Consider the following 21,543-nt stretch of genomic DNA (forward strand, 5'->3'; position numbering starts at 1 on the left):
TGCTTACGAGGAAATGAATTAAAGTTTGCGTGTGCGAACGTTCCGCTCGCCCGTCTCGTCGACCTCGACGACCGCGTCCATCAGCCCCGTCAGCACCTCGACCGTCTGCTGGTCGTGGGCCTCGGGGTCCATGTGGAAGTGGGCGAAGGCGTCGACGGTCGCCAGTCGGCCGGTGATGATGTGGAGGAACTCGTAGGCGGTCTCGAGTTCGACGTACTGCAGCAGCGCGGTCAGGGAGTCGAAGCAGACGACGGTCCGGTTGTCGTTCTCCGCCCAGTCGGTGAGGAACTCGGTGATGCGGATTCCCAGCCCGGTGAGGTCGTTCGGGCTGGTCACCGTCTCGATGGGGGCGTTCGTCTCCGGGAGCGAGGGGCCGCCGCCCGCGGCGCCGGCGTCGGCGGCGACCGATCGGGTGGAGTCCTCGACGCTCACGATCCCCATCTCCGCCGGCTGGCCGTCGGCGTGGTCGCGCCAGCGGCGGAGCTGCTGGTCGGGGGATTTGGTGAACGACACCCAGAGCACGTTCGTGTCGTCGGCCGCGTCGGGGTGGAGCAGCTGCGTACAGTTCTCCTCGTCGGCGAACGAGGAGTTGAGGAGCAGCGTGCTGTTCGCTCCTGCCAGGCGATCCGGTAGCGTCTCGGCTGTCTGCGTTGCTGTCACGGCCGGGCCTCTACTACCCTATTAGCTGGTACTATCAAAGTCTTTTCGACTTTTCAACTCTGAGAACGATCAGAGCGGCTCGACTTCGAACGCCGCGTCGGCGGCGTCGCTGAGCGATCGCACCCGCGATCTCGCTGTCTCGGCGTCGGGGGCGACGACGACGACGCCGTCGACGGGCTCGTCCCCGTGGGCGCGGTACGGCCGCCGCGCCTCGGCCTCGAACTCGGTGGCGTAGCTCTGCAGCACCGACTGCACGCGCCGCTGGGTGGTCGCGAGGTCGGCCTCGCCGTCCTCGAACGCCCGCAGCGCCTCCTCGACGTTGCGCAGCGCGGAGATGTGGTCCACGTCGGTCGGTGGTGGTGGGCCCTCCACCAAAAGTTTCCCGAGCGAGGCGGGTCGACATAGTCACGGCAACGCGTTCCGAGCGCCGAGCCGACGCTCGGCGCCGGTCACGAGCCGTAATTGGTGTTACACAGCCACGGCAACGCGCTCCGCGGTCGCGCGACGAAGCGCGCGACAGGTCGCTAGCCGTGGCTGGCTACGTCGTCCGGAGATGACCCTGAACGGGCTCGTACAGCTCGCCCTTCTTCCGGAGGCTCTCGATCTCCTTCTCGGCTTTCTCCTCGTCCATGCCGATCTCGCCGGCGCGGTCGAGCACCTCCTCGATCGGCGCGCCCTCGTCGTACTCCTCCTCGATGTCGCCGATGAGCGCCTTTACGCTCTTGATGCGGTCGCGCTGGGACTTGCTGGTGCCCGTCTCGACCACGTCGCGTCGAACTCGCCGGTCTCGGGGTCGACGCCGATGTCCTCCAGGCTGTTCCGGACGACCCCGATCACCTTCTCGGCGTCCTGCTCCTCGACGGTGTCCGAGAGCCGGACCCGCGCGGAGGCTTCCGCCAGCCGCACGAGCGCCTCCAGCTTCCGGGCGGTGACGGGGACGGGGGCGTCCTCGTCGGCGCCCTTCGAGCGCAGGTCGACGTAGAACTCCTCGATGGCCTCTTTCGCTTCGTCGGACATCGTGGGGTAGACGTTGCGCTTGGCGTAGGCGATGTACTTCCGCAGGAGCTCGGTGTCGATGTCCGGCGCGACCTCCTCGGTGACGTTCTCGACCTCCTCGGCGGTGTACTCGGAGTTGGGGACCTGCTCGCGCTGGGTGTGGAGCTCGCCGGCGTAGTTCGTCTTCAGGATGTGCTCGGCCAGCCGGCTGTCGTGCTCGGGGTCGGGCTGGTCGGTGACGGTGAAGATCAGGTCGAACCGCGAGATCAGCGCGGGCTCTAAGTCGATCTGCTCGCCGATCGGCTCGTACTGGTCGAACCGACCGTACTTCGGGTTCGCGGCGCCGAGCAGCGAACAGCGGCTCTTCAGGGTGGCGTTGATCCCGGCCTTCGACACCGAGATCTTCTGCTGTTCGAGCCCCTCGTGCATCGCCGAGCGGTCCCCCGAGTCCATCTTGTCCAGCTCGTCGATGGCGGCGATCCCTTTGTCCGCGAGCACGAGCGCGCCCGCTTCGAGCGTCCACTGCTGACCGTCGCCGAAGTCGTCGCGTACCGCCGCGGCGGTGTTGTGCGTGACGAGACCGTTCCCGAGGAAGTTGTGCGTCTCGGGCACCGTCAGGTCGAACACTTCTTTCTCGCCAGTGTCCTCCGCAGCGACGACTTCGTCCCAGACGAGGTCGGCCTCGACAGCCTCCTCGACGATCGGTTCCACGTCGCCGAGGTCACGGTCGCCGAGCATCTCCCTCGCGCGGGCCCGGCTCGGGTTGTCCCCGCGGTTGAGGTTCTGGTAGAACGGGCCGCCAGCACCGTCGGCACGGAGGAGTGCGTCCCCGACCGGGAGTCGCTCCCCCCGGCGGGGGGCGTCCACGACGATCTCCGAGAGTGCTTCGGATTTCGTGGTCGAACGGAAGCCGATCTCCTCGGCGAACGTGTCCAGTTCCGTGCCGTAGATCGCGAGGTGGGTCTGTACGGAGGTGGACTCGATCTCGTGGCCGTCGGCGCGCTCGTACGTCCCGCGTCGGTCGCGATCGCGCGTCCGCGAACGGACACCATAGGTCTCGAGCATCAACTGGACCTGCTCGGCGAGCCGTGAGCAGACGGTCGAGAACTGAACGCTCGAACCACCGTCGTCACGGCCACAGACCGACCCGTCGGCGTCGAACAGCCCGCGCAGGAACGCGTCGGCGTGTTCTGCGGTCGTGAGTCGCGGATCGAGTGCGATGTCGTCTTTCGGCGACTCGACGCCGAGGTTGCTGAAGAAGCGAGCGACGGTCGCGCTGTGTAGACGGATACAGGGGACGCGGTCGTCCTGATACTCGATCTCCGGGCGCTTGTCGAACGTCTCGGCCATGATCTCCGCGGCTTCCCGGAGCAGTTCCTCGTCGCTGTTCGAGATCCGGACCTGGCCGCGGTTTCCACCGCGCCGCGAGACCATCACGTCGCCGTCGCCGAACACCAGCCCGACGAGGTACATGAGGTCCGCGTCGAAACGCTCGGGGATAGTGACACCGCCGCCGTGCCTGAGCATCGCCCGCTCGATGTCGATATCCTCGCGCTTGGCGCCGATCGCGTCGAGCACCGTGTCGAGGCGGTCCTGCGGCAGGTGGCGGTTCCGTAGTGAGTCGTAGACGAAGTCTTCCGTGAGATCGAGCGCCGCGGCCGCGTCCCGAAGGGTTCCGAACTCCTCCCGGAGGCCGTCGACGAGCATCGTCGCCGACTCGTCGCTGGGTTTCAGTTTCTCCTCGGTGAACTCGACGAACGATATCGGATCGGGCGACGTTCGTTCGACGTTCGTGTACGACGGGACAGCGACGTGATCGCCGGCGCCGATCTCCGAGATCTCCTTCCACTCGAACCCGTCGGCGCCACAGACGAGCAGGGGCGTGTTCGTCGACGCCTCGATCTCCTTCCCGTGGGCCGTCTCGACACGCCGGCAGGGCTTCTCGGGCATCCGCCAGACGTGAGAGCTTTCGGCGGTTTCGACCGTTCCGTCGTCCCGGTTGTACGTGTAGAGATCGCGCTCCATCGGCGCCGCCGTTTCCTCGTCGACCGGCTCGGGATGCTGATCGGCCGCGAGCTCACGGATAGGCGTGAACCCGTCGGTGGTGTGAATCAGCGTGTCGCCGGTGACACACAGGCCCGCCGCGGACGATCCTTTGCCGGAGGTGTAGACGGATCTGGGGGCGACCTGTTCGACATATGATATCATCTGGGACTTACCAGTACCAGGGTCCCCTATCAGCAGCAGGTGGAGGTCCCCCCGAATCCGCGAGCCGTCCGGGAGATGCTTCGTCACGCCGGAGAACAGCTGCAGCACCATCGCGAGCTTCTCCTGCTCGTAACCGTAGATCGCGGGGGCGATGGAGCCGACCATCTTCTCGTAGATCTCGGGGTCGTTCGAGAGTTCGACGATCTCCGCGATGTCGTCGTCGGTGATGTCCATGTCCTCGAACTCCTCGTCCTCGATCTCGATGGTCACCCCGTCCATGTACAGGTCGAACAGGGCGGTCTTCTCCTGGCCCTGGGTGACCTGCTCGATGTGGAGCACGCCCGTGACCGTCACGTGGTCGCCGGCGGTCACGTCGCCGGTCACGTCGTCCTCGATGTCGACGTCGATGCTCTGGGGCGTCTCGCCGCCGCGCAGCCCCTCGGGGCTCTCCTGCACCCGGAGCTTCTGGGAGTCGACGAACTCCGACTGGTCGTGGTTGACGGAGAACGGCCCCTGGCGCTCACAGCCCTGGCACTCGTGAGGCTCCTGGAACCCGCCGTCGCTCTGGGGGATGTAGCTCATCGTCCCGCAGCGCTGGCACTCGAAGGCGGCCTCGGTCACCTTCGGGCGCACGTCGGTCGCCTTGCGGATGATCCCCTGGACCGCGATCAGCGAGCCGATGTGGTCGTCCTGCACTCGGAGGTCCCGGATGTCGACGGTCTGCTCGCTGGGGAGCCCGCGGATGCGGACGTGGGCCTGCCCGAGGCTCACGTCCGCCGGCAGGTCGTACAGCCGGAGCGCCTCCTCGGCGTACTCCCGCATCTGTTCGGGCTTCGCGAGGTAGTCCTCCGCGAGATCCCGGTCGAACGTGAACAGGTCGTTGTAGTCGACGTAGAGCGAGCGGCGCTCGTTGGGGTACTCCTGCGCGAGCCGCCCCACCTCCTCCCGGTAGTAGTTCCGGTAGAACTGGATGAACCGCTCGGTGAGCTCCTGGTTCCCCGTCTGAGCCATCTTACCTCCCTTATCTCCCTCATCGGTTAAGGGTTATCGGCTCTGCAACCAGTGGGCCGGACCCGTCACCACGCTTGAACGTTTGGGTTCCGGAGAAAGCTTTATCTCTCCCGCCTGCGTGTGTGAGATTGTCATGGCCATCAGTGCCGAAGACCTGCGCCGGAAAACCGGCTTCGAGCGCGTGCTCTCGTGGTTCGAGACCGAGGACGAGGAGGTCGAAGCCGCGACCGCGTACAAGGCGCTCGAGGACGAGTACCTCTACTGAGGCGTCCGCTCGCCCGGCCCCGCGAGCGACGACGTAGCCTGCCGTTTCTCACCCGTACACCGACACGTCCGAGCCGCGCTCTTCCATCATCTCGGCGGCCCGGTCGGCCCAGTCCGTGAAGTGGAACCCGGCGGCGACGACCAGCGCCATCCAGACGTAGGTGGCGCCGATGCCGACGTAGGCGCCGAGGGCGCCCCAGCCCAGCACGACGCCGAGCAGAAACGTCAGCCCCAACTGGAGGCCGAACACGCCGCTGGTGCGGGCGACGAGGGGGATGCGGGTCTCGCTGGCCCCCTGGAGCCCGCCCGAGAGCACCGAGAACACCACCAAGGCGGCGCCGCAGATCCCGTACACCTGCGCGAACGCGACCGCATAGTCGACCGTGTCGGGGTTGCCGGTGAACAGCGAGACGAACGTGTCCGCGGCGAACACGAGGCCGACGCCGACGCTGCCGACCGTGAGCAGGCCGAGACCCGCGACCGCCCACCCCTCGAAGCGCGCGCCGCCGGCGTCGCCCTCGCCGAGCCGCTGGCCGACGACGACGCTGGCGGCGACGTTGTAGCCGCGCGAGAGCGGTCCCGTCACCTGCTGGTACATCCGGCGGCCGATCTGGAACCCGGCGTTGACCGGCTGGCCGAAGCCGAGCAGGATCGCGTTGAACGGGAACTCCGCGGCCGTCGAGGCGAACCCCTCGGCGATCTTCGGCGCGCTGACGACGACCAGCTGTTTGGCGATGATCCAGTCCTCCGGCAGGGCGAAGGAGGCCTCCGACCAGTCGGTCCAGATCGCCAGACAGAGCATCGACGCGGTGAACACGTTCGCGGCCGCGGTGGCGAGGCCGACGCCGACGATCTTGAGCCGCGGGATCCCCAGCGGCGCGAACCCCAGCCCGAACGCGAGGCTGCCGAGGATGTTCAGCCCGTTGGCGACGACGTTGACGTACATCGGCGTCCGGGTGTCGCCGGTGCCCTGCAGCGCCCGGGCGGCGATGAGCGCGACGTGGCGCGCGGGCGCGGTGGCGAAGATGATCGCGAGGTACGTCGACCCCAGCGCCACCACGCGCCCGAGGTTCTCGACGTCCTGCCCCGCGCCGAACACCCGGATCGCCGGCTCGCTCAGGAAGAACCCCAGCAGCACGAACGGCACCCCCAGCAGCGCACCGAGCAGGATCCCCTGGGTGATCGCCTCGTCGCGGTTGGCGTCGGCGGCGGCGCCGCTGTCCTGCGAGGAGAGCGCGATGGTGCCGCCGCCGAGGCCGAGGCCGATCCGCAGCGGCAGCCGGGCGTAGAGGTCGGCGAGCCCGATGGCGACGACGCTCGCGGGGTTGAACGTCGCGGTGACGACGATGTCGACGGTCCGCATCAGCGTGCGGAACGTCTGCTCGGCCATCACCGGCCACGCCAGCGAGATCACCCGCTTCCAGACCGCGCGGACGCGGGGCCAGTCCATGTCCCGAGGCTCTCGCGGGCGGGGTTTGACGCTGACGGAAGCGGCCACCCAGTCGCCGGGGCCGGCCGGATCCGGAGCCGCACAGTGAGTGGCGTCGTCCACAGCTTACGACGCCGACAGTCGGTGGCGTGTCCACAGCTTACGACGCCGACAGTCGGTGGCGTCGTCCACAGCTTACGACGCAGACAGTCGGTGGCGTTTTGCCCCGTGGCTCCTGAACCCCATCCGTGTCCGAGGAGGACTGGCGCGACCGGCTCGCCGAGGCGGGTGAGCTCACCCCCGAGATAGCCGGCGCCATCCTCGACGCCCACGGCGACCGCGGCTCCCGCGCCATCGAGGCGGTCTCGGAGGGCCGGGTGAAGGAGTACCGCGACTTCACCGTCGTCGTCGGCCACGAGGACGAGTACGTGATCGAGGACGACGGCTGCACCTGCGCGGACTCGGCGTACAACATCGACAGCGAGGCGGGCGAGCGCTGCTGGCACGTGCTCGCGGTCGCCATCGCCGAGCGTATCGGCGCCGTCGACCACCACGACATGTGGTACTCCGACGTGCGGGAGTTCATCTGACCCGGCCGAACCGGGAACGTTTAGACCGTCGGCTCACTACGTTCCTGTATGCCGGACTGTCCGTTAGCCGACGACTGCCCCAGCTTCTCCGAGCGAATCGAGGGCATGGGCTGTCAGCACTACGGCGATCGCGGGGGTGCCGAGTGGTGCAACCATTACGACATGCCCATCGACGAGCTCAAAGAGCAGCCGGTGAAGCCGGGCGAGGAGGTCGTCGTCGACGTGACGGACATCCACGAGAGCGGCGCGGGGGTCGGCCGGACCGACGACGGGTTCATCGTCCTCATCGACGGGCTCCTGCCGGACTGCCGGGCGCGGGTCCGCATCGACCGGGTGAAATCCAGCCACGCCACGGCGAAGAAAGTCGTCGAGAAGATGCCCCTCGAGGAGGCGGAGGAGGACGGCGACGGGTTGGAGGAGGACCCCGTCGAGCCCGACGACGACGACGGCCGACCCAGTCGCGCCGACCGCGAGCGGCTCGGCTCCCGCGACAACTTCTGGGGCGGCGACGGCGCCTGAGTCGGTCCACGCCGGACGCAGCTATTTACTGCTGGACGGGGAACGTCTACGTGATGCCTGAGGAACAACTGTTCAAAACCGAGGAGTCCCGTTCGCGCGCGGAGATCGCCGACGCGCTCGTCGCCGCGGCCGAGGAGATCGAGTCCGGAACCGTCACGCTCGGGAGCGGGACCGACACGCAGGAGGTCACCGTCCCCGAGTCGTCGCAGTTCGAGGTGGAGCTCGAGCGGCTCACCGACTCCGAGACCGGCGAGCAGCGCTACGAGCTCGAGTACGAGGTGCGGTGGACCGAGTAAACCGCCACGAACTGTAGGTTTTTCTGCCGCCAGCGCTCACTCCCCTCCATGAGTGACGGCGACGCCGAGAACCCGCGGGGCGATCCGCCGGCCGGCGGCGAGTCGGACGACTCCGCCGCCGGCGGCGACGGGTCCGGGAGCCCGCCCGCGTCGGACGGCAGCGTCGACGCCGACGAACTGCTCGCACAGTCGGGGTTCGACGCCGACAGCAACGTGCTCACCCGCCGGCAGGCGGAGGTGCTCGCACTCCGGGAGCAGGGGTTGCGCCAGTCGGTGATCGCCGACCGGCTCGGCACCTCCCGGGCGAACGTCTCGAGCGTCGAGGCCAGCGCCCGCGAGAACGTCCGGAAGGCCCGCGAGACGGTCTCGTTCGCGGAGGCGCTCTCGGCGCCGGTCCAGATCCGGGTCGAGAACGGCACCGACCTCTACGACGTGCCCGAGGAGGTGTACGACGCCTGCGACGAGGCGGGCGTGAAGGTGGGGTACGCGGCGCCGGAGCTGATGAAGATCGTCAGCGACGCCGCGGGCGACGCGATCCACGGCCGGGAGGTGCGGGCGGAGCTGCTCGTCGGCGTCACCAGCGACGGGCAGGTCCGCGTGCGCCGGACCTACGAGGAGTAGCTCAGAACGCGTCGCGGTCGGCCAGCAGGGAGACCAGTTCTCGCACGCGCCCGGCGTCGTCTTTCGGCACCACCAGCACGCGGTCGTCGTAGGCGACGACCGCCAGCCCCGACACCCCGACCAGCGAGACGTGTTTGTCGTCGCTCGCGACCACGTTGTCCGCGGCGTCGACGGCGGTGTACGCCCCGAGCGCGACGTTGCCGTCCTCGTCCGGCGCCAGCACGCGGTCGAGCGCGTCCCACGTGCCGAGGTCGTCCCACGCGAAGTCGGCGTCGACGACGGCGACGCCCTCGGCGCGCTCGAACACCGCGTAGTCGACCGACACCGGTTCGACCGCGTCGAACCCCGCCTCGGGGTCGCCCGCCGCGAGCGCGTCGACCAGCGGCGCGAGCGGGGAGTCCGCCGCGGCGTCGAGGAAGCTCTCGGGCGTCCACGCGAACATGCCGCTGTTCCAGCGGTAGCCCGCGTCGACGTACGCCCGGGCGGTCTCAGCGTCGGGCTTCTCGTGGAACGTCACGACCTCGTGGAACGCGACGCCGTCGGCCTCCCGCGCGGCGCCGGGCTCGACGTAGCCGTAGCCGGTCTCGGGCCGGTCGGGCGTGACGCCGAAGGTGACGAGCCGGCCGGTGTCGGCGGCGACCCGGGCGCCGTCGGTCATCGCCGCCCGGAACGCGTCGTCGTCGTCGACGTGGTGGTCGCTCGGGAGCGCGAGGACCACGAGCGGCTCGTCGGCGTCGCCGTACCGCTCCCGGATCCGGTGGGTCGCGTACGTCAGCGCCGGGCCGGTGTCCTTCCCGTCGGGTTCGACCAGGACCTCGGCCTCGGGCGCGTGCTCGCCGATCTCGTCGGCGAACTCGGGCCGGGTGGCGACGACCGTCTCGTCGGCGAAGCCGGCGCGGTCGACGGTCCGGGCGAGCAGCGAGCGGTCGCCGCCGACGGGGAGGAACTGCTTGGGCCGGTCGGCCCTGCTGGCGGGGTAGAGTCGCGAGCCGATGCCGCCCGCGAGGACGAGCGCGACGGTTTTCACAGCCGGACGTGTCGCCGGACGGTGTTCAACCCCCGGGTCTCACCACGTCTCGACGACGCCCTCGCGCACGTCCTCGGCACAGCCCCGGCAGTCCGGGTGGTCGGCGTCGAAGCAGGCCGGTCGTCCCTCGGCGTCGACCTCGACGGCGCGGCGGTCGGCGTGGCGCCGGCAGACGAGCTTCGCCCGGCCCTGCTCGTCGGTCGGGAGGTCGAACTCGGCGGGCGCACGCCCCGTCTCGTACGCCTCGCGGGCCTCCTCGAACTGCTTGCCCGCGTTCCGGAGCTTCGTCCGGATGAACCGTTCGAGGCGGTCGTCCATGGCGGACCGTGGCGGGCCGGACCCAAAGAGCCGTCGCCCCGGCGCGTCGACGCCCCCGGCGCGTTCACGCGCCTGGGTTCGAAAGCCCCTCACGTCGACACCCGGGCCGCTCGACGTTTCAGTTCCACCCCGGTGGCGGAATCTTAAATACCGTTAGGAACCAACCAGCGTACGCCTCCCAACGAAACACAGGCGGAGGCAGGCAACCATGAGCGAACTCGAGTCACACGCAGCGGCGATAGCCGAACAGTTCTCGGACCACCTAGACATCACCCAGGAGGACGTCGAGGAGCGCCTCGAGACCCTGGTGGAGGAGTACCGCGTCCCCCTCGACGAGGCCCGGCGCAGCGTCGAGAGTCAGTACCTCGACGAGGCCGACCTCGAGCGCGAGGAGCTCGGCAGCGGCGACAGCGAGCTCGTCCAGCTGGGCGACATCGACGAGGACGAGCAGTGGATCGACCTCCGCGTGAAGGTCGCGGATCTCTGGGAGCCCGGCCACGAGTCCATCGCGCAGGTGGGCCTGCTGGGCGACGAGAGCGGGACGATGAAGTTCGTCGCGTTCGACACCTCGGACCTCCCCGAACTGGAGGAGGGGGCGAGCTACGCCCTCTCGAACGTCGTCACCGACGAGTACGAGGGGAGCTTCTCGGTGAAGCTCAACAGGACGACCACGATCACCGAACTCGACGAGGAGGTCGAGGTCGGCGACGACGCCGTCACCGTCGAGGGCGCGCTGGTCGACGTGCAGTCCGGCTCCGGGCTGATCAAGCGCTGCCCCGAGGACGACTGCACGCGCGTGCTCCAGAACGGTCGCTGCTCCGAGCACGGCCAGGTCGACGGCGAGTTCGACCTCCGGATCAAGGCCGTGCTGGACGACGGCCAGTCGGTCCACGAAGTCATCTTCGACAAGGAGACCACCGAGGAACTGACCGGGATCGACCTCGAGGAGGCCAAGCAGATGGCCACCGACGCCCTCGACACGACCGTCGTCGTCGAGGAGATGCAGGGCGACCTGCTGGGCCACTACTTCGAGGTGTCCGGCCCCGTGTTCGGGCGCTACGTGCTCGTCGACGCGTTCGAGCGCCTGGACGGGCCGGCCGATCCCGAGAGCGCGCTGATCAAAGCGAGGTCGATCTAAATGTCCGCAAACGCCCCCATGCGCGAAGTCGCACGCCGCGTCTTCGCCGCCGAGTTCAACGACGCCAGCCACACGTTCAAGGAGTCCGACGACGAGCGCGCCCCGGCCTACCAGCTGCTCCCGACGGGGGAGAAGGCCAACCGCGTGTTCTTCGTCGGCACCCTGACCGAGAAGGAGGACATCGGCGAGGACAACGAGTACTGGCGGGGTCGCATCGTCGACCCGACGGGGACGTTCTTCGTCTACGCTGGCCAGTACCAGCCCGAGGCCGCCTCCACGCTGCGTGATCTCGAACCGCCTGCCTACGTCGCGGTCGTCGGCAAGCCGCGAACGTACGAGACCGACGACGGCAACGTGAACGTCTCGGTCCGCCCCGAGTCGATCACGGTCGTCGACGCCGCGACCCGGGACCGCTGGGTCGTCGAGACCGCCGAACGCACGGTCGAGCGCGTCGCCGCCTTCGACGACGAAGGGAACGAGTACGCCCGGATGGCCGCGGACCGCTACGACGCCGACCCCGACCGCTACCGCGAGGCCGCCGTCGAGGCGCTCCGCGGGATGGACGAGGACGGCGAGGCCGACGAGCAGGCCGAACCGACCGCGTAGTCCGGCCACCCGGTCTTTCGAGTTCTTTTCAGCCCGGACAGCGCAGTCCGAACCGGTAGCGGCTAAGTGAGTCGGGACACACGGGCGGGTATGGACAGCCGTGCCCGCGCCGAGAGAATCGCCCGAGAGCGACGCGCCCGACCCGCGGAGCGCCGATGCGCGTAGCCGTCGTCGGCGGCGGCGCCGTCGGCGTCACCGCGGCCCACGACCTCGCACGGGGCGGCGCCGACGTGCGCCTCTACGAGCGCGACGAGGAGCTGGGCGACGACCGGACCCGCCCCCGCGACCGGATCGAGGGGAGCTCCCACCGCGCGGCGGGCGTGCTCGCGCCGCGGCCGACCGACGCCGTCGGCGCCGAGATCGCGAGCCGGGCGATGGACCGCTTCGAGTGGCTGAGCGAGCGCGACCACCGGTTCTCGGTCGAAGCCACGCCGCAGGTGACCCTCGTCGACGCCGACGCCGAGCGGAAGCAGGCCGCGCTCCGCGAGCAGATCGACGCCGCCCGGGAACAGGGCGTCGACGTGGCCTGCCACGAGCCCGCGGCGATCGCCGACCGGTTTCCCGAACTCGACCTCTCGGGGGTCGGCCTCGCAGCCGTGACCGAGCGCGCGGCGTACGCCACGCCGGGGCCGGGCGCGTACGTCGCGGCGATGGCCGACCGCGCGCGCGACGTCGGCGTCGACTGCTGGACGGGCGTCGAGGCGGGCGTCTCCCACCGCGGCGACGGCCCCCGGGTCGACGGCGAGCGCTTCGACGCCGTCGTCGTCGCCGGCGGCGGCTGGACCAAGCGCGTGCTGGCGCCGACGGGGATCCAGCTCCCGCTCAAACCGTACCGCGTGCAGGCGCTCGTCTCCGAGGGAGAGTACGACGGGCCGATGGTGCTCGACACCGACGCCGGCGTCTACTTCCGCCCGCACCCGGAGGGGCTGCTCGCGGGCGACGGCACCGTCCCCGAGGAGTGCGACCCGGACGGCTGGGAGCCCCGCGGCGACGACTGGTTCGTCGACGGCGCCGTCGACGCCGTGGCGAGCCGGACCGGCCACGACGCCGGCGCCGACGCCGCGTGGGCCGGCATCGCGACGGCGACGCCCGACCACGAGCCGCTGCTGGGCGAGGTGGAGTCGGACCTCTACGTCGCGACCGGCTGGCAGGGCCACGGGTTCCTCCGGGCGCCCGCGACGGGCGAGGCGCTCGCGAAGCAGGTGCTCGGGGAGCGCGAGCCGATCGAGAAGTACGCCCCCTCGCGGTTCGAGGGGGTGCCCGAGTTCGCCGTCGAAGAAGGGATGTCGCTGTAGATTACGCCTCGTCGCCGTCCGGGGCGTCCTCGCCCCCGATCTCCGCCTCGTCCTCGGGCTCCGTTTCGTCCTCGCCCTCGGCGTCCAGCGGCACGTCGGTCGCGTCGGCGTCCTTCGGGATGCGGACCTTGAGCGTCCCGTTCTCGGTGAGCGTCGCGTCGGCGCCGCCGGCGTCGACGATGGCGTCCGGCGGGAGGCGTGCCCGCCCGGAGAGCGCCAGCCCGCGGCCGGGGAACCGCGTCTCGAACTCCTCGTGGAACGCCCGGAAGCGGTCGGCCCGCACCTGCACCTCGCCGTCGACGAACCGCACCTGCACGTCCGAGGGCTCGACGCCGGGCGCGTCGAACACGACGAGGTAGGCGTCCTCGCTCTCCAGCAGGTCGTACGGCAGCGGCTTGCGCTCCTGCACGCGGCTCACGCCGCGGCCGACACGCTCCATCACCGCGTCGACGGCCGAGCCGCCGATATCGCCGAGCTTCGTCATAGCTCGATCGCCTCCAGGCAGTCGGTCCCCCCACACAGCGGACAGGAGAGATCCGCGACGGAGTGGTCGTCGGCGATGTCGTACGTGTAGTGGTTCTCAAACATGTCGAGCTCGCAGTCGTCGCTCGTACACTTGACCTCCTTCGTGGCGGGCATCGTACCCGGTCGTTCGGGCGCCGGCGGCTTAAACGGGGCGGGCACCGGGTCGTTTCGAGCGGTGTCTGTGCCCCCAGCCGGCTCCTGCGCGGCGCAAGGCCGAAACCGTCGGCCGCCCAACTGGGCGTATGGCCAAGCCGCGGCTGGTGTACGACGACGACTGCGGGTTCTGTACGTGGTGTGCCGCCGTCGGCGCGCGCTACGGCGACGTGGAGCCGGTCGCGTTCTCGGCGCTGTCGCCCGACCAGCGAGCCCGCCTCCCCGAGAACTGGCGGGAGTCGACGCACCTGCTGACCGACGACGCCGTCTACTCCGCGGGCGCCGCCGTCCAGGGCGTGCTGGTCCGGATGAGCGTCCTCTTCGTGCCGGTGTTCTGGCTGCTGGAGAAGCTACCGGGGTACGACCGGCTGCGCGAGTGGTGCTACCGGTGGGGCGCGAACCGCCGGGCGCGGTGGGGGAAGCTCGTCAGCCGCGAGTCGCTATAACTCGTCGCGGACCGCCGCCAGCACGCTCCGGCAGGTCGCGCGGTCCCGCAGCGGCGCGCCGGCGAGATACTCCGAGAGCAGCTCCCGGACGAGCAGCAGCGCCTCGCGGTCGAGCCGGAGCGGCTCGTCGCCCTCGAGCGCGTCGAGCAGCTCGAGCGCGGCCGCGGGTTTCCCCTCCATCGCCGGCTCCTCCTCGTCGGCCGAGTCGGGGAACCCCCCGTCGTCGGCCGCCGGCTCCGTCGTGTCGTCCGTCCGTTCGTCGAGATACTGCAGGAGGGCTGCGTGGAGCACCCACTGCTCCTCGTCGCCGAGATCGAGGCGGGCACCGTCGTCGTGTTTCGGATCGGCCATCGGCCTTGTCGACTCTCTTTCGGCCAGACGGGTATAGTTACGCATCGGTTACACCCCCCGTTCGTTCCGGAGCGACCCGAGCCGGTCGCGGATCGAGGCGGCGAGGCGCCGCGCACGGCGGGCGACGGCCTGGGCCGAGTCCCGATCCCCGCGCTGGAGGTGGAGCGATCGGAGGTAGGAGAGCCCGTTACAGAGCGTCAGCGCCTCGCGGCGCCGATCGAACCCCGCGGGGAGCGGCCGGACCGACTCGTACGCCTCGCGGAACGCCGCCTCCGGCACGTCGTGGTCGACGCCGGGGCCGAACACGGGGAGGACGGTCCGCAGGTAGTCCCACTCCGCCGGCGCCGCGAGGGCGTGCTCGAAGTCGATGACTGCGGCGACTGTCCCGCCGGTTTCGAGCCCCACGTGCTCCCCGAAGTAGTTGCCGTGACACAGCACCGCGTCGCCCGCGGCGTCGAACAGGTCGCGGTGCTCGCGCACCCACCCCAGCACGTCCCGCGCCAGCTCGCCGTAGCCCACGCCGTCGAGGAACCGGGCGCGCCGCTCCAGGAGTGCGATCAGCGTGTCGCTCCAGCACGGGTTCGACTCGACCGGGGGCGTCGTCGGGTCGTCGACGGCGCTCGCCGGCCGGAGGCGACCGGGCCAGCCGATCTCGGCCGTCTCGGCGTGCAGCGTCGCCAGCCCCCGACCGAGCGCCCGGATCCGAGCCTCGTCGCACGTCGGTGTTCCGTCCGGAACTGCGTCGACCCAGCGCGCCACGAAGTGGTCGTCGCCGACGGCGAGCAGTTCGGGCACGGGGACGCTCGTGGATTCGGCGACGTACCGCATCGCCGCCGCCTCGCGGCCGAGGGTGGCCTCCGGGTGGGTTTCGAGCTTACAGACCGCGCGCTCGCCCCGGAACCGGACCTCGTAGGTGACGTGCGGGCGGACGCGGTGGAGTTCGCGAACGATTCCGTACTGGTCGGTGTGGGCCGATAGGGCGCTGTGAACGTCGGTTTCGGTCATGGTGAGCGCCGCGTGACGGGCGGCGGCCGGCCGGGACGGTGCAGCGGCTCCGGCCGGGAGAAGACGGGTTGGTAATTAGTGATACTGCATAAGTAGTTTCTGTTTTACGGAACTCCTGTGACCCCTGGTTGTTGACTCCAGTAACAGCATCTCGTTCGTTGACCACTTGCGACCGCAGTTTGCCGGACACAGGGTCCGGCACAGCACGGAGTCCCCACCCCTCCCCCCGCGGCCGGCGACCGCTGCCGGCCGCGAGGCGTCCACCACCACCGCACTGCGGTCGCGGTCGGCACGAAGCGGTCGCGCCTCCGTGCGCGATCCAAGCGCGAGGGACGACCGACTGAGCGGAGCGAAGGAGGGAGCCGGCTGGGGAGGCCTGAGGGCTGTGCCGGGCGGTGCGGTCGCAAGTTGTCTAGCTCACTCCGCGGTGATGTTCACATCGCTATCAGCGAAATCCAGTCAACGACGGCCCCACCAGAACGGGAAAACTGGTTACTCGTAGGCCGGGATCCCCGTCAGATCCTCGCCGAGAATCAGCGTGTGGATGTCGTGGGTGCCCTCGTACGTGTACACCGTCTCCAGGTTCGCCATGTGCCGCATCGGCGAGTGGTCGGCGACGATCCCGTTACCGCCGAGCATCTCCCGCGCCACCGGCGCCTGCTCGCGGGCCATCCGGACGTTGTTGCGCTTCGCCATCGAGACGTGCTGGGGCCGGAGGTCGCCGCGCTCCTTCAGTTCGGCGAGGCGGTAGGCCAGCAGCTGGGCGGTGGTGATCTGGGTCGCCATCTCCGCCAGCTTCTGCTGCTGGAGCTGGAATCGCCCGATCGGGCCGCCGAACTGCTCTCGGTCGGTGGCGTACTGGCGGGCGGTCTCGAAGCAGTCCCGCGCGGCGCCGACGGCGCCCCAGGCAATCCCGTAGCGCGCCTGGGTGAGACAGGAGAGCGGGCCCTTCATCCCCTCGACGTTCGGCAGGACGGCGTCCTCCGGCACGTGCACGTCCTGCAGGCTGATCTCGCCGGTGATCGACGCCCGCAGCGAGAGCTTCTCGTCGATCTTGTTCGTCGTCACGCCGTCGCGGTCCGTCTCGACGAGGAACCCGCGGACCGGGGTGCCCTCCGCGGAGCGGTCCTTCGCCCAGACGACCGCCACGTCGGCGATCGGTGAGTTGGTGATCCACGTCTTCGAGCCGTTGAGCACGTACTCGCCGCCCTCCTTCACGGCGTGGGTCTCCATCGCGCTGGGGTTCGAGCCGTGTTCCGGCTCCGTGAGCCCGAAGCAGCCGACCGCCTCGCCGGCGCCGAGGTCGGGCAGCCAGCGCTCCTTCTGCTCCTCGCTGCCGAACGCATGGATCGGGTACATCACCAGCGCGCCCTGCACGGAGGCCATCGAGCGCAGGCCGGAGTCACACGCCTCGAGCTCCTGCATCAGCAGGCCGTACGCGGTCTCGGAGACGTTCGGCGAGCCGTACCCCTCGAGGTTGGGCGCGTAGAAGCCGAGCTCGCCCATCTCCTCGATCAGCTCCGTGGGGAACGTGCCGTCGATCCAGTGCTGGCCGATGTCGTCCCGAACCTCCTCCTCGACGAAGCGACGCGCGGTGTCACGGATCAGCCGCTCCTCCTCGTCGAGGTCGCCCTCCAGTCCGACGTAGTCGAGCATAGTGGTACTGCGGTACAAGGGGGCAAAAGGGGTTCGCTATCCCCGGCCGCTACGCGCTGGCTTCCTCGGCGGCGACCCGCTCGGCGTACCGCGTGAAGTTCTCGAACAGCCGCTTAGTCTCGCAGGCGGCCTCGTAGTTGGCGGGCGTGATCTCGTCGAGCACGGCGTCGACGCGCTCGTCGCCGACGCTGTCGCGCTTGTCCTCGGTCACCTCGCGGGCGGTCTCGACGTCGTACTCGGGGTGGAACTGCACGCCCCAGGCGTGTCCCGCGCGGAACGCGTGGACGCCGTAGTCGTTCTCCGCGAGCAGCGCCGCCTCGGGCGGCAGGTCGACGACGGTGTCGCCGTGGGTGGTGAACGCGAGGAACGCCTCGCCCAGCCCGTCGAGCAGTTCGTCGTCGGCGGCCTCGGGGCGGCGCTCGATCTCGTTGTAGCCGATCTCGAACCCGTCCATCCCCGCGACGCGGCCGCCCAGCGCCTCCGCGAGCACCTGGTGGCCGTAACAGACGCCGAGGATCGGGATCCCGCGCTCGTGGGCCTCGGCGACCCAGTCGACCAGCGGCGGGATCCACGCCTCGTCCCAGTAGACGGACGCGCGGGAGCCAGTGACGACGACGCCGTCGAACGCGTGGTCGGCGGGGAGTTGGCCGTCGGTCACGTCGAACTCTGCGAGGTCGCGTCGAGCTCGCGCCGGAAGTTGCGACTGGTGTTCTCGTCGCCGTGGGCCGCGTGCAGCAGCGCGAAGCGAAGCCTGCTCATGGCTACAGGTGGGTGACGCCGCGAAAAGACGCTTTCGGGGGTTCAGGCGTCGCCGTCTTCCGAGACCAGCCGCCACGAGTCGCCATCGCGTTCGAGGTAGCCGCGGTGGACCATCTCCTCGAGCACCTCCTCCAGCCGGTCCGGCTGGGCGATCTCCATCTCGATCCGGTTGATCCCGTGGTGCTCCGCGAGCAGGCCGCGGATCTCCTCCTCGTCGAACGTCTCGCCGCCGTCCTCCTGGGCCATCGCGCCGGAGATCAGGTCGACCATGTCCTCGATGAAGTTCCACGGGTACACCATCCACGTCCACTCCGAGAGGTACTCACCGACGTAATCGGGCTCGAACTCGGAGGTGCCCAGCAGCTGGAGCGTCGCGGTCCGCACGGTGCCGGGGTTGCGGTCCCGGACGTACTCGTCGGCGCGCTCGATCGACCCGCCGGTGTCGGCGATGTCGTCGATGATCAGCACGTCCTTCCCCTCGACGCTGCCCTCCGGCATCGGGTAGCGCACCTCGGCGCTGTCGGACTTCTCGGCGGTGCCGACGTAGTGCTCCATCTTCAGGCTCGCGAGGTCGTCGAGGCCCAGGAAGTCACAGATGCACCGCCCGGCGAACCAGCCCCCGCGGGCCAGCGCGACGACGACGTCCGGCTCGAACTCGTCGTCGCGTACCTCCTCCGCCACGTCCCGGCAGAGCCCGTAGATGTACTCCCAGTCGGTGATCGTGCAGTCGAAATCCTCGGGGAGGTCGCTCATCGGTGGAAACGTGCGGGCGGCCGGCAGTTAAGGGTTCAGAACCCCGAACGGGGTCGGCGACCGTCCGACCCCTCCCTTTTGCGTCATCGAGGGAACAGGGGAACAGATGCTGGAGTTGGAGCACGGCTTCCGGGTCGCCGACGTGCACACGCGACTCGACCCGGACGAGGAGGCCGTCGCCGTCCGGGGCCGACAGGTCTCTCCCGAACGACTGGAGCGGGAGATGCACCAGGCCGGCGTGGAGCGCGCGGCGGCCTCGCCCGGCCGCACGCCACGGGGCGAGGGGTACCTCCGGGCGAACAACGCGGTCGCCCGCCTGAGCGTCGATCGCCCGCTGCTGGCGTTCGCCCGCCTCGGCGGCCCCCGGCACGTCAGCCGTGTCGTCGGGCCGCTCGTCAACCCGGTCAAACGGGCGAAGTCCCACCACACCACCGCCGGCGACGTGGAGCAGTACGCCTACGACGATCGCTACCACGGGTTCACGCTCGACCCGGCCCACGACGGGCTGCCGACCGAGGCGGTGATCGACCAGCTCGCCGCCGTCGGCGACCCCGTGCTCGTCCACGCCGGCGAGGACTGCCCGCCCCGCGCGGTCGCCGACACGCTGCTCGACCGTGGGTTCCCGGTCGTGCTCACCTCCTTCGGCGGCTACCCGCTGAACGAGAGCCTGATGGAGTCGGCGCTCGCGCTGCTCGAGACGTCCGACGAACTCTACCTCGACACCGCCTACGTCCCGGACCGGGACATCCTGGAGCAGGGGCTGCTCGAACACCCCGACCGGATCCTGTTCGGCAGCGGGGCGCCGTCGATCCACCCCAACGTGGGCGTCATGGAGATCCTCACCCTCGACGTCTCCGAGGACGCGATGCGCCGGGCGTTCACCAAGAACCCGGCCCGGGTCGTGCCGGGGCTGCTCCCGGACCTCTGAGCGCCACTCACGCGTCGGCGGTCGCGCTGTAGACGACGCCCAGCACCGTGCCGTAGACGAGGTGCCAGAGCAGCGGCGCCAGCACGTCGCTGCTCGCCGCCGCGGCCGGCGACCCGACGGCCGCGAGCCACACCGGCAGCACCAGCAGGATCAGGACGCCCCAGGTGACGACCCCCCAGAACGCGCCGGCGGCGACGGTTTCGAGCGGCGACTCGACGCCGACGGCGCCGACGAGCGCGGCGAAGGCGACGCCGAGGACTGCGCCGTGGGAGAGGTGGATCGCCAGCCCGACGCCGACGCGCTCGGGCGGCGCGAGCCCGTACAGCGACGGGATCGCCGTCGAGAGCGTCGCCGGATCCGTCGCGAGCATCAGCGAGGCCATCGCGGCGGCGCCGACGATCCCGCCGGTGACGCCGGCCGTCCAGTCGCCGGCGGGGAGCCGCTCCGCGGGTGCAGTCGTGGACACGTCAGAGAAATGTCGTTCCCGACCCAAGGCTGTATGGGGACGGTAGGTGCAGGTTGTGACCCAGTTCGCGACACGGCGCTCCCGCGGCGGCTACTCCCGCCGGTCGTACGTCGCCACCGCGCGCTCTTTCTCGACGGCGAGCCCGTAGGGGTTGCGCGTGTCGCTGCGGTCGCGGGCGCGGGCGACCAGCCCGTCGGCGCTCCCCCGGAGGATCCCGCCGATCACCTCCCGGCCGTGACCGAACCACGCCGAGGGGCTCCCCTCCCCCCGGAGCACGGCCCGCGCGGCGTCGGCGGCGTCGCCCGAGGCGTGGGCGAGCGTGCGCCGGGCGACGGTCGGCCGCGGGCCGTAGTTCTTCGTCAGCCGGTAGCTGAGCGAGCGGTACTTCCAGTTCCGGTGCTGCTCGTCCGGCCCGTGGGGGCCGGGCCCGTCGCCCTCGTCGGCCTCCCGGTCCGTCGCCATCGCGTCGCGCCAGGCGACGTCGTAGCCCGCGCCGGCGAGGCGGTGGGCGGCGTCGCGGGCGCCGCCGGTCCGGAGGTACTCGTCGAACCCGTCGAGCGTGTCCCGCAGCGTCGCGGCCCGGAACGCGACGTTGTCGCCGTTGAAGTAGCTCACGTCCCGGCCCGCGATCCGCCGGCGTTCGAGGCCGTCGTCGTCGTCGCCGCGGGGGACTGGCCCCGTGACCGCGCTGGCGGCCGCGAGGCCGTCCCGGACGGCGTCGACCCAGCCCTCGGCGATCCGGAGGTCGAAGCCGAGCAGCGCGATCGCGTCGCCGCTGGCGGCGGCGACGCCCGCGTTCCGGGCGACGTTGATACAGCGGTCGGCGACCTCGACGAGCACGTCCACGTCGGTGCGCTCCCGCACCATCCCGGTGGTGCCGTCGGCGGAGGGGCCGTTGACGACGACGACCTCCGCGGCTGGCGCACGCGCGGCCAGCGAGTCGAGGCTGGCCGCGAGCCGGTCCCGTCCGTTGAGCGTCGGGACCACGACCGAGAGATCCATACTCCCCCTTCATCCGTCCGAGGGTTAAAAACGTGGTCGCCCAGACCGGGGCCAACGCTTACTTCGGCCCCGCGCCATCCCCGAAACGTGATACCTGAGTCTCACGTCGACGTGTTCGAGTCCGAGTCGTTCGCCCACCTCGCGACGATCATGCCCAACGGGATGCCCCACGTCACGCCGGTGTGGGTCGACCACGAGAACCGGGAGTACGTGCTGGTCAACACCGCCCGCGGCCGGCGGAAGGAGAAGAACGTGCGCAACGAGCCGATTGTCGGCCTCTCGGTCTGTGACCCCGAGGACCCCTACCGGTACGTCTCGGTCCAGGGCGAGGCCGAACTCACCGAGGAGGGCGCGAAAGCACACATCGACGAGCTCGCCCAGCGCTACTTTGACGTGGAGGAGTACCCACACCACGGCGAGGAGAGCGGGCCGCGGGTGCTGATCAAGATCCCGACCGAGCGGATCATGACCAGCGGGTGAGCGACGGCCGCGGCGGCGACGCGTCTCGCCGGCGTCGGCGC

The 21,543-nt window shown here is 70.2% G+C and carries 26 protein-coding genes and 1 pseudogene; 11 read left to right on the top strand and 16 right to left on the bottom strand.

All coding sequences use genetic code 11. The features are described 5' to 3' along the window. Positions 1-18: 18 nt before the first annotated feature. From ACP95_RS07825 to ACP95_RS07835, 4 genes are all read right to left on the bottom strand, one after another. A complete protein-coding gene (locus ACP95_RS07825) occupies positions 19-660 on the bottom strand; it encodes a DUF7504 family protein (protein ID WP_202593801.1) in 642 nt (213 codons plus the stop codon). 69 nt (positions 661-729) lie between these two features. Next, positions 730-1,005: a DUF7854 family protein gene (locus ACP95_RS07830; protein ID WP_049980666.1), complete on the bottom strand. Its 276-nt coding sequence runs from the start codon at positions 1,003-1,005 to the stop codon at positions 730-732. A gap of 193 nt (positions 1,006-1,198) precedes the next feature. Next, a complete protein-coding gene (locus tag ACP95_RS16330; protein ID WP_237560420.1) occupies positions 1,199-1,426 on the bottom strand; it encodes a hypothetical protein in 228 nt (75 codons plus the stop codon). After that, a complete protein-coding gene (locus ACP95_RS07835) occupies positions 1,375-4,875 on the bottom strand; it encodes an LAGLIDADG family homing endonuclease (protein WP_237560421.1) in 3,501 nt (1,166 codons plus the stop codon). Before ACP95_RS07835 ends, ACP95_RS16330 begins: the two co-directional genes overlap by 52 nt. 133 nt (positions 4,876-5,008) lie before the next feature. On the opposite strand from ACP95_RS07835, the gene ACP95_RS16465 reads away from it, so the two are divergent. Next, positions 5,009-5,140 carry a hypothetical protein gene (locus ACP95_RS16465; protein ID WP_255458115.1) on the top strand — a complete coding sequence of 44 codons (132 nt, stop codon included), beginning with the start codon at positions 5,009-5,011 and terminating at the stop codon, positions 5,138-5,140. A gap of 48 nt (positions 5,141-5,188) precedes the next feature. Here ACP95_RS16465 and ACP95_RS07840 read toward each other — a convergent pair whose 3' ends face one another. Continuing rightward, the gene (locus tag ACP95_RS07840; RefSeq protein ID WP_049980667.1) at positions 5,189-6,589 is read right to left on the bottom strand and encodes an MATE family efflux transporter; all 1,401 of its coding nucleotides are present in this window, start codon (positions 6,587-6,589) and stop codon (positions 5,189-5,191) included. 227 nt (positions 6,590-6,816) lie between these two features. Between ACP95_RS07840 and ACP95_RS07845 the strand changes: the two genes are divergently transcribed. The 4 genes from ACP95_RS07845 to ACP95_RS07860 are packed head-to-tail and all read left to right on the top strand — an operon-like array spanning position 6,817 to position 8,594. Next, positions 6,817-7,158 (top strand): SWIM zinc finger family protein, encoded by a 342-nt coding sequence (locus ACP95_RS07845; RefSeq protein ID WP_049980668.1) that lies wholly within the window; start codon positions 6,817-6,819, stop codon positions 7,156-7,158. Between the two features lie 48 nt (positions 7,159-7,206). Next, positions 7,207-7,677 carry a TRAM domain-containing protein gene (locus ACP95_RS07850; protein ID WP_049980669.1) on the top strand — a complete coding sequence of 157 codons (471 nt, stop codon included), beginning with the start codon at positions 7,207-7,209 and terminating at the stop codon, positions 7,675-7,677. Positions 7,678-7,730: 53 nt separating this feature from the next. Beyond that, positions 7,731-7,973 carry an amphi-Trp domain-containing protein gene (locus ACP95_RS07855; RefSeq protein WP_049980670.1) on the top strand — a complete coding sequence of 81 codons (243 nt, stop codon included), beginning with the start codon at positions 7,731-7,733 and terminating at the stop codon, positions 7,971-7,973. 48 nt (positions 7,974-8,021) lie between these two features. Next, a complete protein-coding gene (locus ACP95_RS07860) occupies positions 8,022-8,594 on the top strand; it encodes a Tfx family DNA-binding protein (RefSeq protein WP_082224623.1) in 573 nt (190 codons plus the stop codon). Position 8,595: 1 nt separating this feature from the next. On the opposite strand, the gene ACP95_RS07865 is transcribed toward ACP95_RS07860, so the two are convergent. Both ACP95_RS07865 and ACP95_RS07870 read right to left on the bottom strand, forming a co-directional pair. Further along, a complete protein-coding gene (locus tag ACP95_RS07865; protein WP_049980671.1) occupies positions 8,596-9,621 on the bottom strand; it encodes a mannose-1-phosphate guanylyltransferase in 1,026 nt (341 codons plus the stop codon). A 39-nt stretch (positions 9,622-9,660) separates the two neighbouring features. Then, positions 9,661-9,939 carry a DUF7091 family protein gene (locus tag ACP95_RS07870; protein ID WP_049980672.1) on the bottom strand — a complete coding sequence of 93 codons (279 nt, stop codon included), beginning with the start codon at positions 9,937-9,939 and terminating at the stop codon, positions 9,661-9,663. 208 nt (positions 9,940-10,147) lie between these two features. Here ACP95_RS07870 and ACP95_RS07875 point away from each other — a divergent pair, with 208 nt between their 5' ends. From ACP95_RS07875 to ACP95_RS07885, 3 genes are all read left to right on the top strand, one after another. Continuing rightward, on the top strand, positions 10,148-11,077 hold the full coding sequence (locus ACP95_RS07875; RefSeq protein ID WP_049980673.1) for a replication factor A: 930 nt from the start codon (positions 10,148-10,150) through the stop codon (positions 11,075-11,077). Beyond that, entirely contained in the window at positions 11,078-11,683 is a 606-nt protein-coding gene (locus ACP95_RS07880; protein ID WP_049980674.1) for an RPA family protein, read from the top strand. A 155-nt stretch (positions 11,684-11,838) separates the two neighbouring features. After that, positions 11,839-12,978: an NAD(P)/FAD-dependent oxidoreductase gene (locus tag ACP95_RS07885; RefSeq protein ID WP_049980675.1), complete on the top strand. Its 1,140-nt coding sequence runs from the start codon at positions 11,839-11,841 to the stop codon at positions 12,976-12,978. A 1-nt stretch (position 12,979) separates the two neighbouring features. Here ACP95_RS07885 and ACP95_RS07890 read toward each other — a convergent pair whose 3' ends face one another. Both ACP95_RS07890 and ACP95_RS16095 read right to left on the bottom strand, forming a co-directional pair. Continuing rightward, positions 12,980-13,462 carry an Hsp20/alpha crystallin family protein gene (locus ACP95_RS07890; RefSeq protein ID WP_049980676.1) on the bottom strand — a complete coding sequence of 161 codons (483 nt, stop codon included), beginning with the start codon at positions 13,460-13,462 and terminating at the stop codon, positions 12,980-12,982. Then, positions 13,459-13,617 carry a DUF7559 family protein gene (locus ACP95_RS16095; protein ID WP_202593802.1) on the bottom strand — a complete coding sequence of 53 codons (159 nt, stop codon included), beginning with the start codon at positions 13,615-13,617 and terminating at the stop codon, positions 13,459-13,461. The genes ACP95_RS07890 and ACP95_RS16095 overlap by 4 nt, the downstream gene beginning before the upstream one ends. Positions 13,618-13,745: 128 nt before the next feature. Here ACP95_RS16095 and ACP95_RS07895 point away from each other — a divergent pair, with 128 nt between their 5' ends. Next, on the top strand, positions 13,746-14,102 hold the full coding sequence (locus tag ACP95_RS07895; protein WP_049980677.1) for a DCC1-like thiol-disulfide oxidoreductase family protein: 357 nt from the start codon (positions 13,746-13,748) through the stop codon (positions 14,100-14,102). Here ACP95_RS07895 and ACP95_RS07900 read toward each other — a convergent pair. The 5 genes and pseudogenes from ACP95_RS07900 to ACP95_RS07920 form a co-directional block, all read right to left on the bottom strand. After that, entirely contained in the window at positions 14,097-14,453 is a 357-nt protein-coding gene (locus tag ACP95_RS07900) for a DUF7853 family protein (RefSeq protein ID WP_049980678.1), read from the bottom strand. The two genes, ACP95_RS07895 and ACP95_RS07900, sit on opposite strands and share 6 nt — an antisense overlap. Positions 14,454-14,501: 48 nt before the next feature. Then, positions 14,502-15,458 (bottom strand): phosphotransferase family protein, encoded by a 957-nt coding sequence (locus ACP95_RS07905; RefSeq protein WP_049980679.1) that lies wholly within the window; start codon positions 15,456-15,458, stop codon positions 14,502-14,504. Between the two features lie 492 nt (positions 15,459-15,950). Next, on the bottom strand, positions 15,951-17,114 hold the full coding sequence (locus tag ACP95_RS07910; protein ID WP_049980680.1) for an acyl-CoA dehydrogenase family protein: 1,164 nt from the start codon (positions 17,112-17,114) through the stop codon (positions 15,951-15,953). Between the two features lie 49 nt (positions 17,115-17,163). Beyond that, positions 17,164-17,873 (bottom strand): annotated as a pseudogene (locus tag ACP95_RS07915) (type 1 glutamine amidotransferase). Positions 17,874-17,915: 42 nt separating this feature from the next. Beyond that, the gene (locus tag ACP95_RS07920; protein WP_049980681.1) at positions 17,916-18,626 is read right to left on the bottom strand and encodes a phosphoribosyltransferase; all 711 of its coding nucleotides are present in this window, start codon (positions 18,624-18,626) and stop codon (positions 17,916-17,918) included. A gap of 106 nt (positions 18,627-18,732) precedes the next feature. Here ACP95_RS07920 and ACP95_RS07925 point away from each other — a divergent pair, with 106 nt between their 5' ends. Continuing rightward, a complete protein-coding gene (locus ACP95_RS07925; RefSeq protein WP_049980682.1) occupies positions 18,733-19,554 on the top strand; it encodes an amidohydrolase in 822 nt (273 codons plus the stop codon). A 7-nt stretch (positions 19,555-19,561) separates the two neighbouring features. Here ACP95_RS07925 and ACP95_RS07930 read toward each other — a convergent pair whose 3' ends face one another. Both ACP95_RS07930 and ACP95_RS07935 read right to left on the bottom strand, forming a co-directional pair. After that, positions 19,562-20,020: a DUF6789 family protein gene (locus ACP95_RS07930; protein ID WP_049980683.1), complete on the bottom strand. Its 459-nt coding sequence runs from the start codon at positions 20,018-20,020 to the stop codon at positions 19,562-19,564. Positions 20,021-20,110: 90 nt separating this feature from the next. Beyond that, on the bottom strand, positions 20,111-21,022 hold the full coding sequence (locus ACP95_RS07935) for a glycosyltransferase family 2 protein (protein ID WP_049980684.1): 912 nt from the start codon (positions 21,020-21,022) through the stop codon (positions 20,111-20,113). An 87-nt stretch (positions 21,023-21,109) separates the two neighbouring features. Between ACP95_RS07935 and ACP95_RS07940 the strand changes: the two genes are divergently transcribed. Continuing rightward, positions 21,110-21,502, top strand: coding sequence for a PPOX class F420-dependent oxidoreductase (locus ACP95_RS07940; protein ID WP_049980685.1), 393 nt, complete (start codon positions 21,110-21,112; stop codon positions 21,500-21,502). Positions 21,503-21,543: the final 41 nt, after the last annotated feature.

The organism is Halolamina rubra (assembly GCF_000739555.1).
GTDB classification, from domain to species: domain Archaea; phylum Halobacteriota; class Halobacteria; order Halobacteriales; family Haloferacaceae; genus Halolamina; species Halolamina rubra.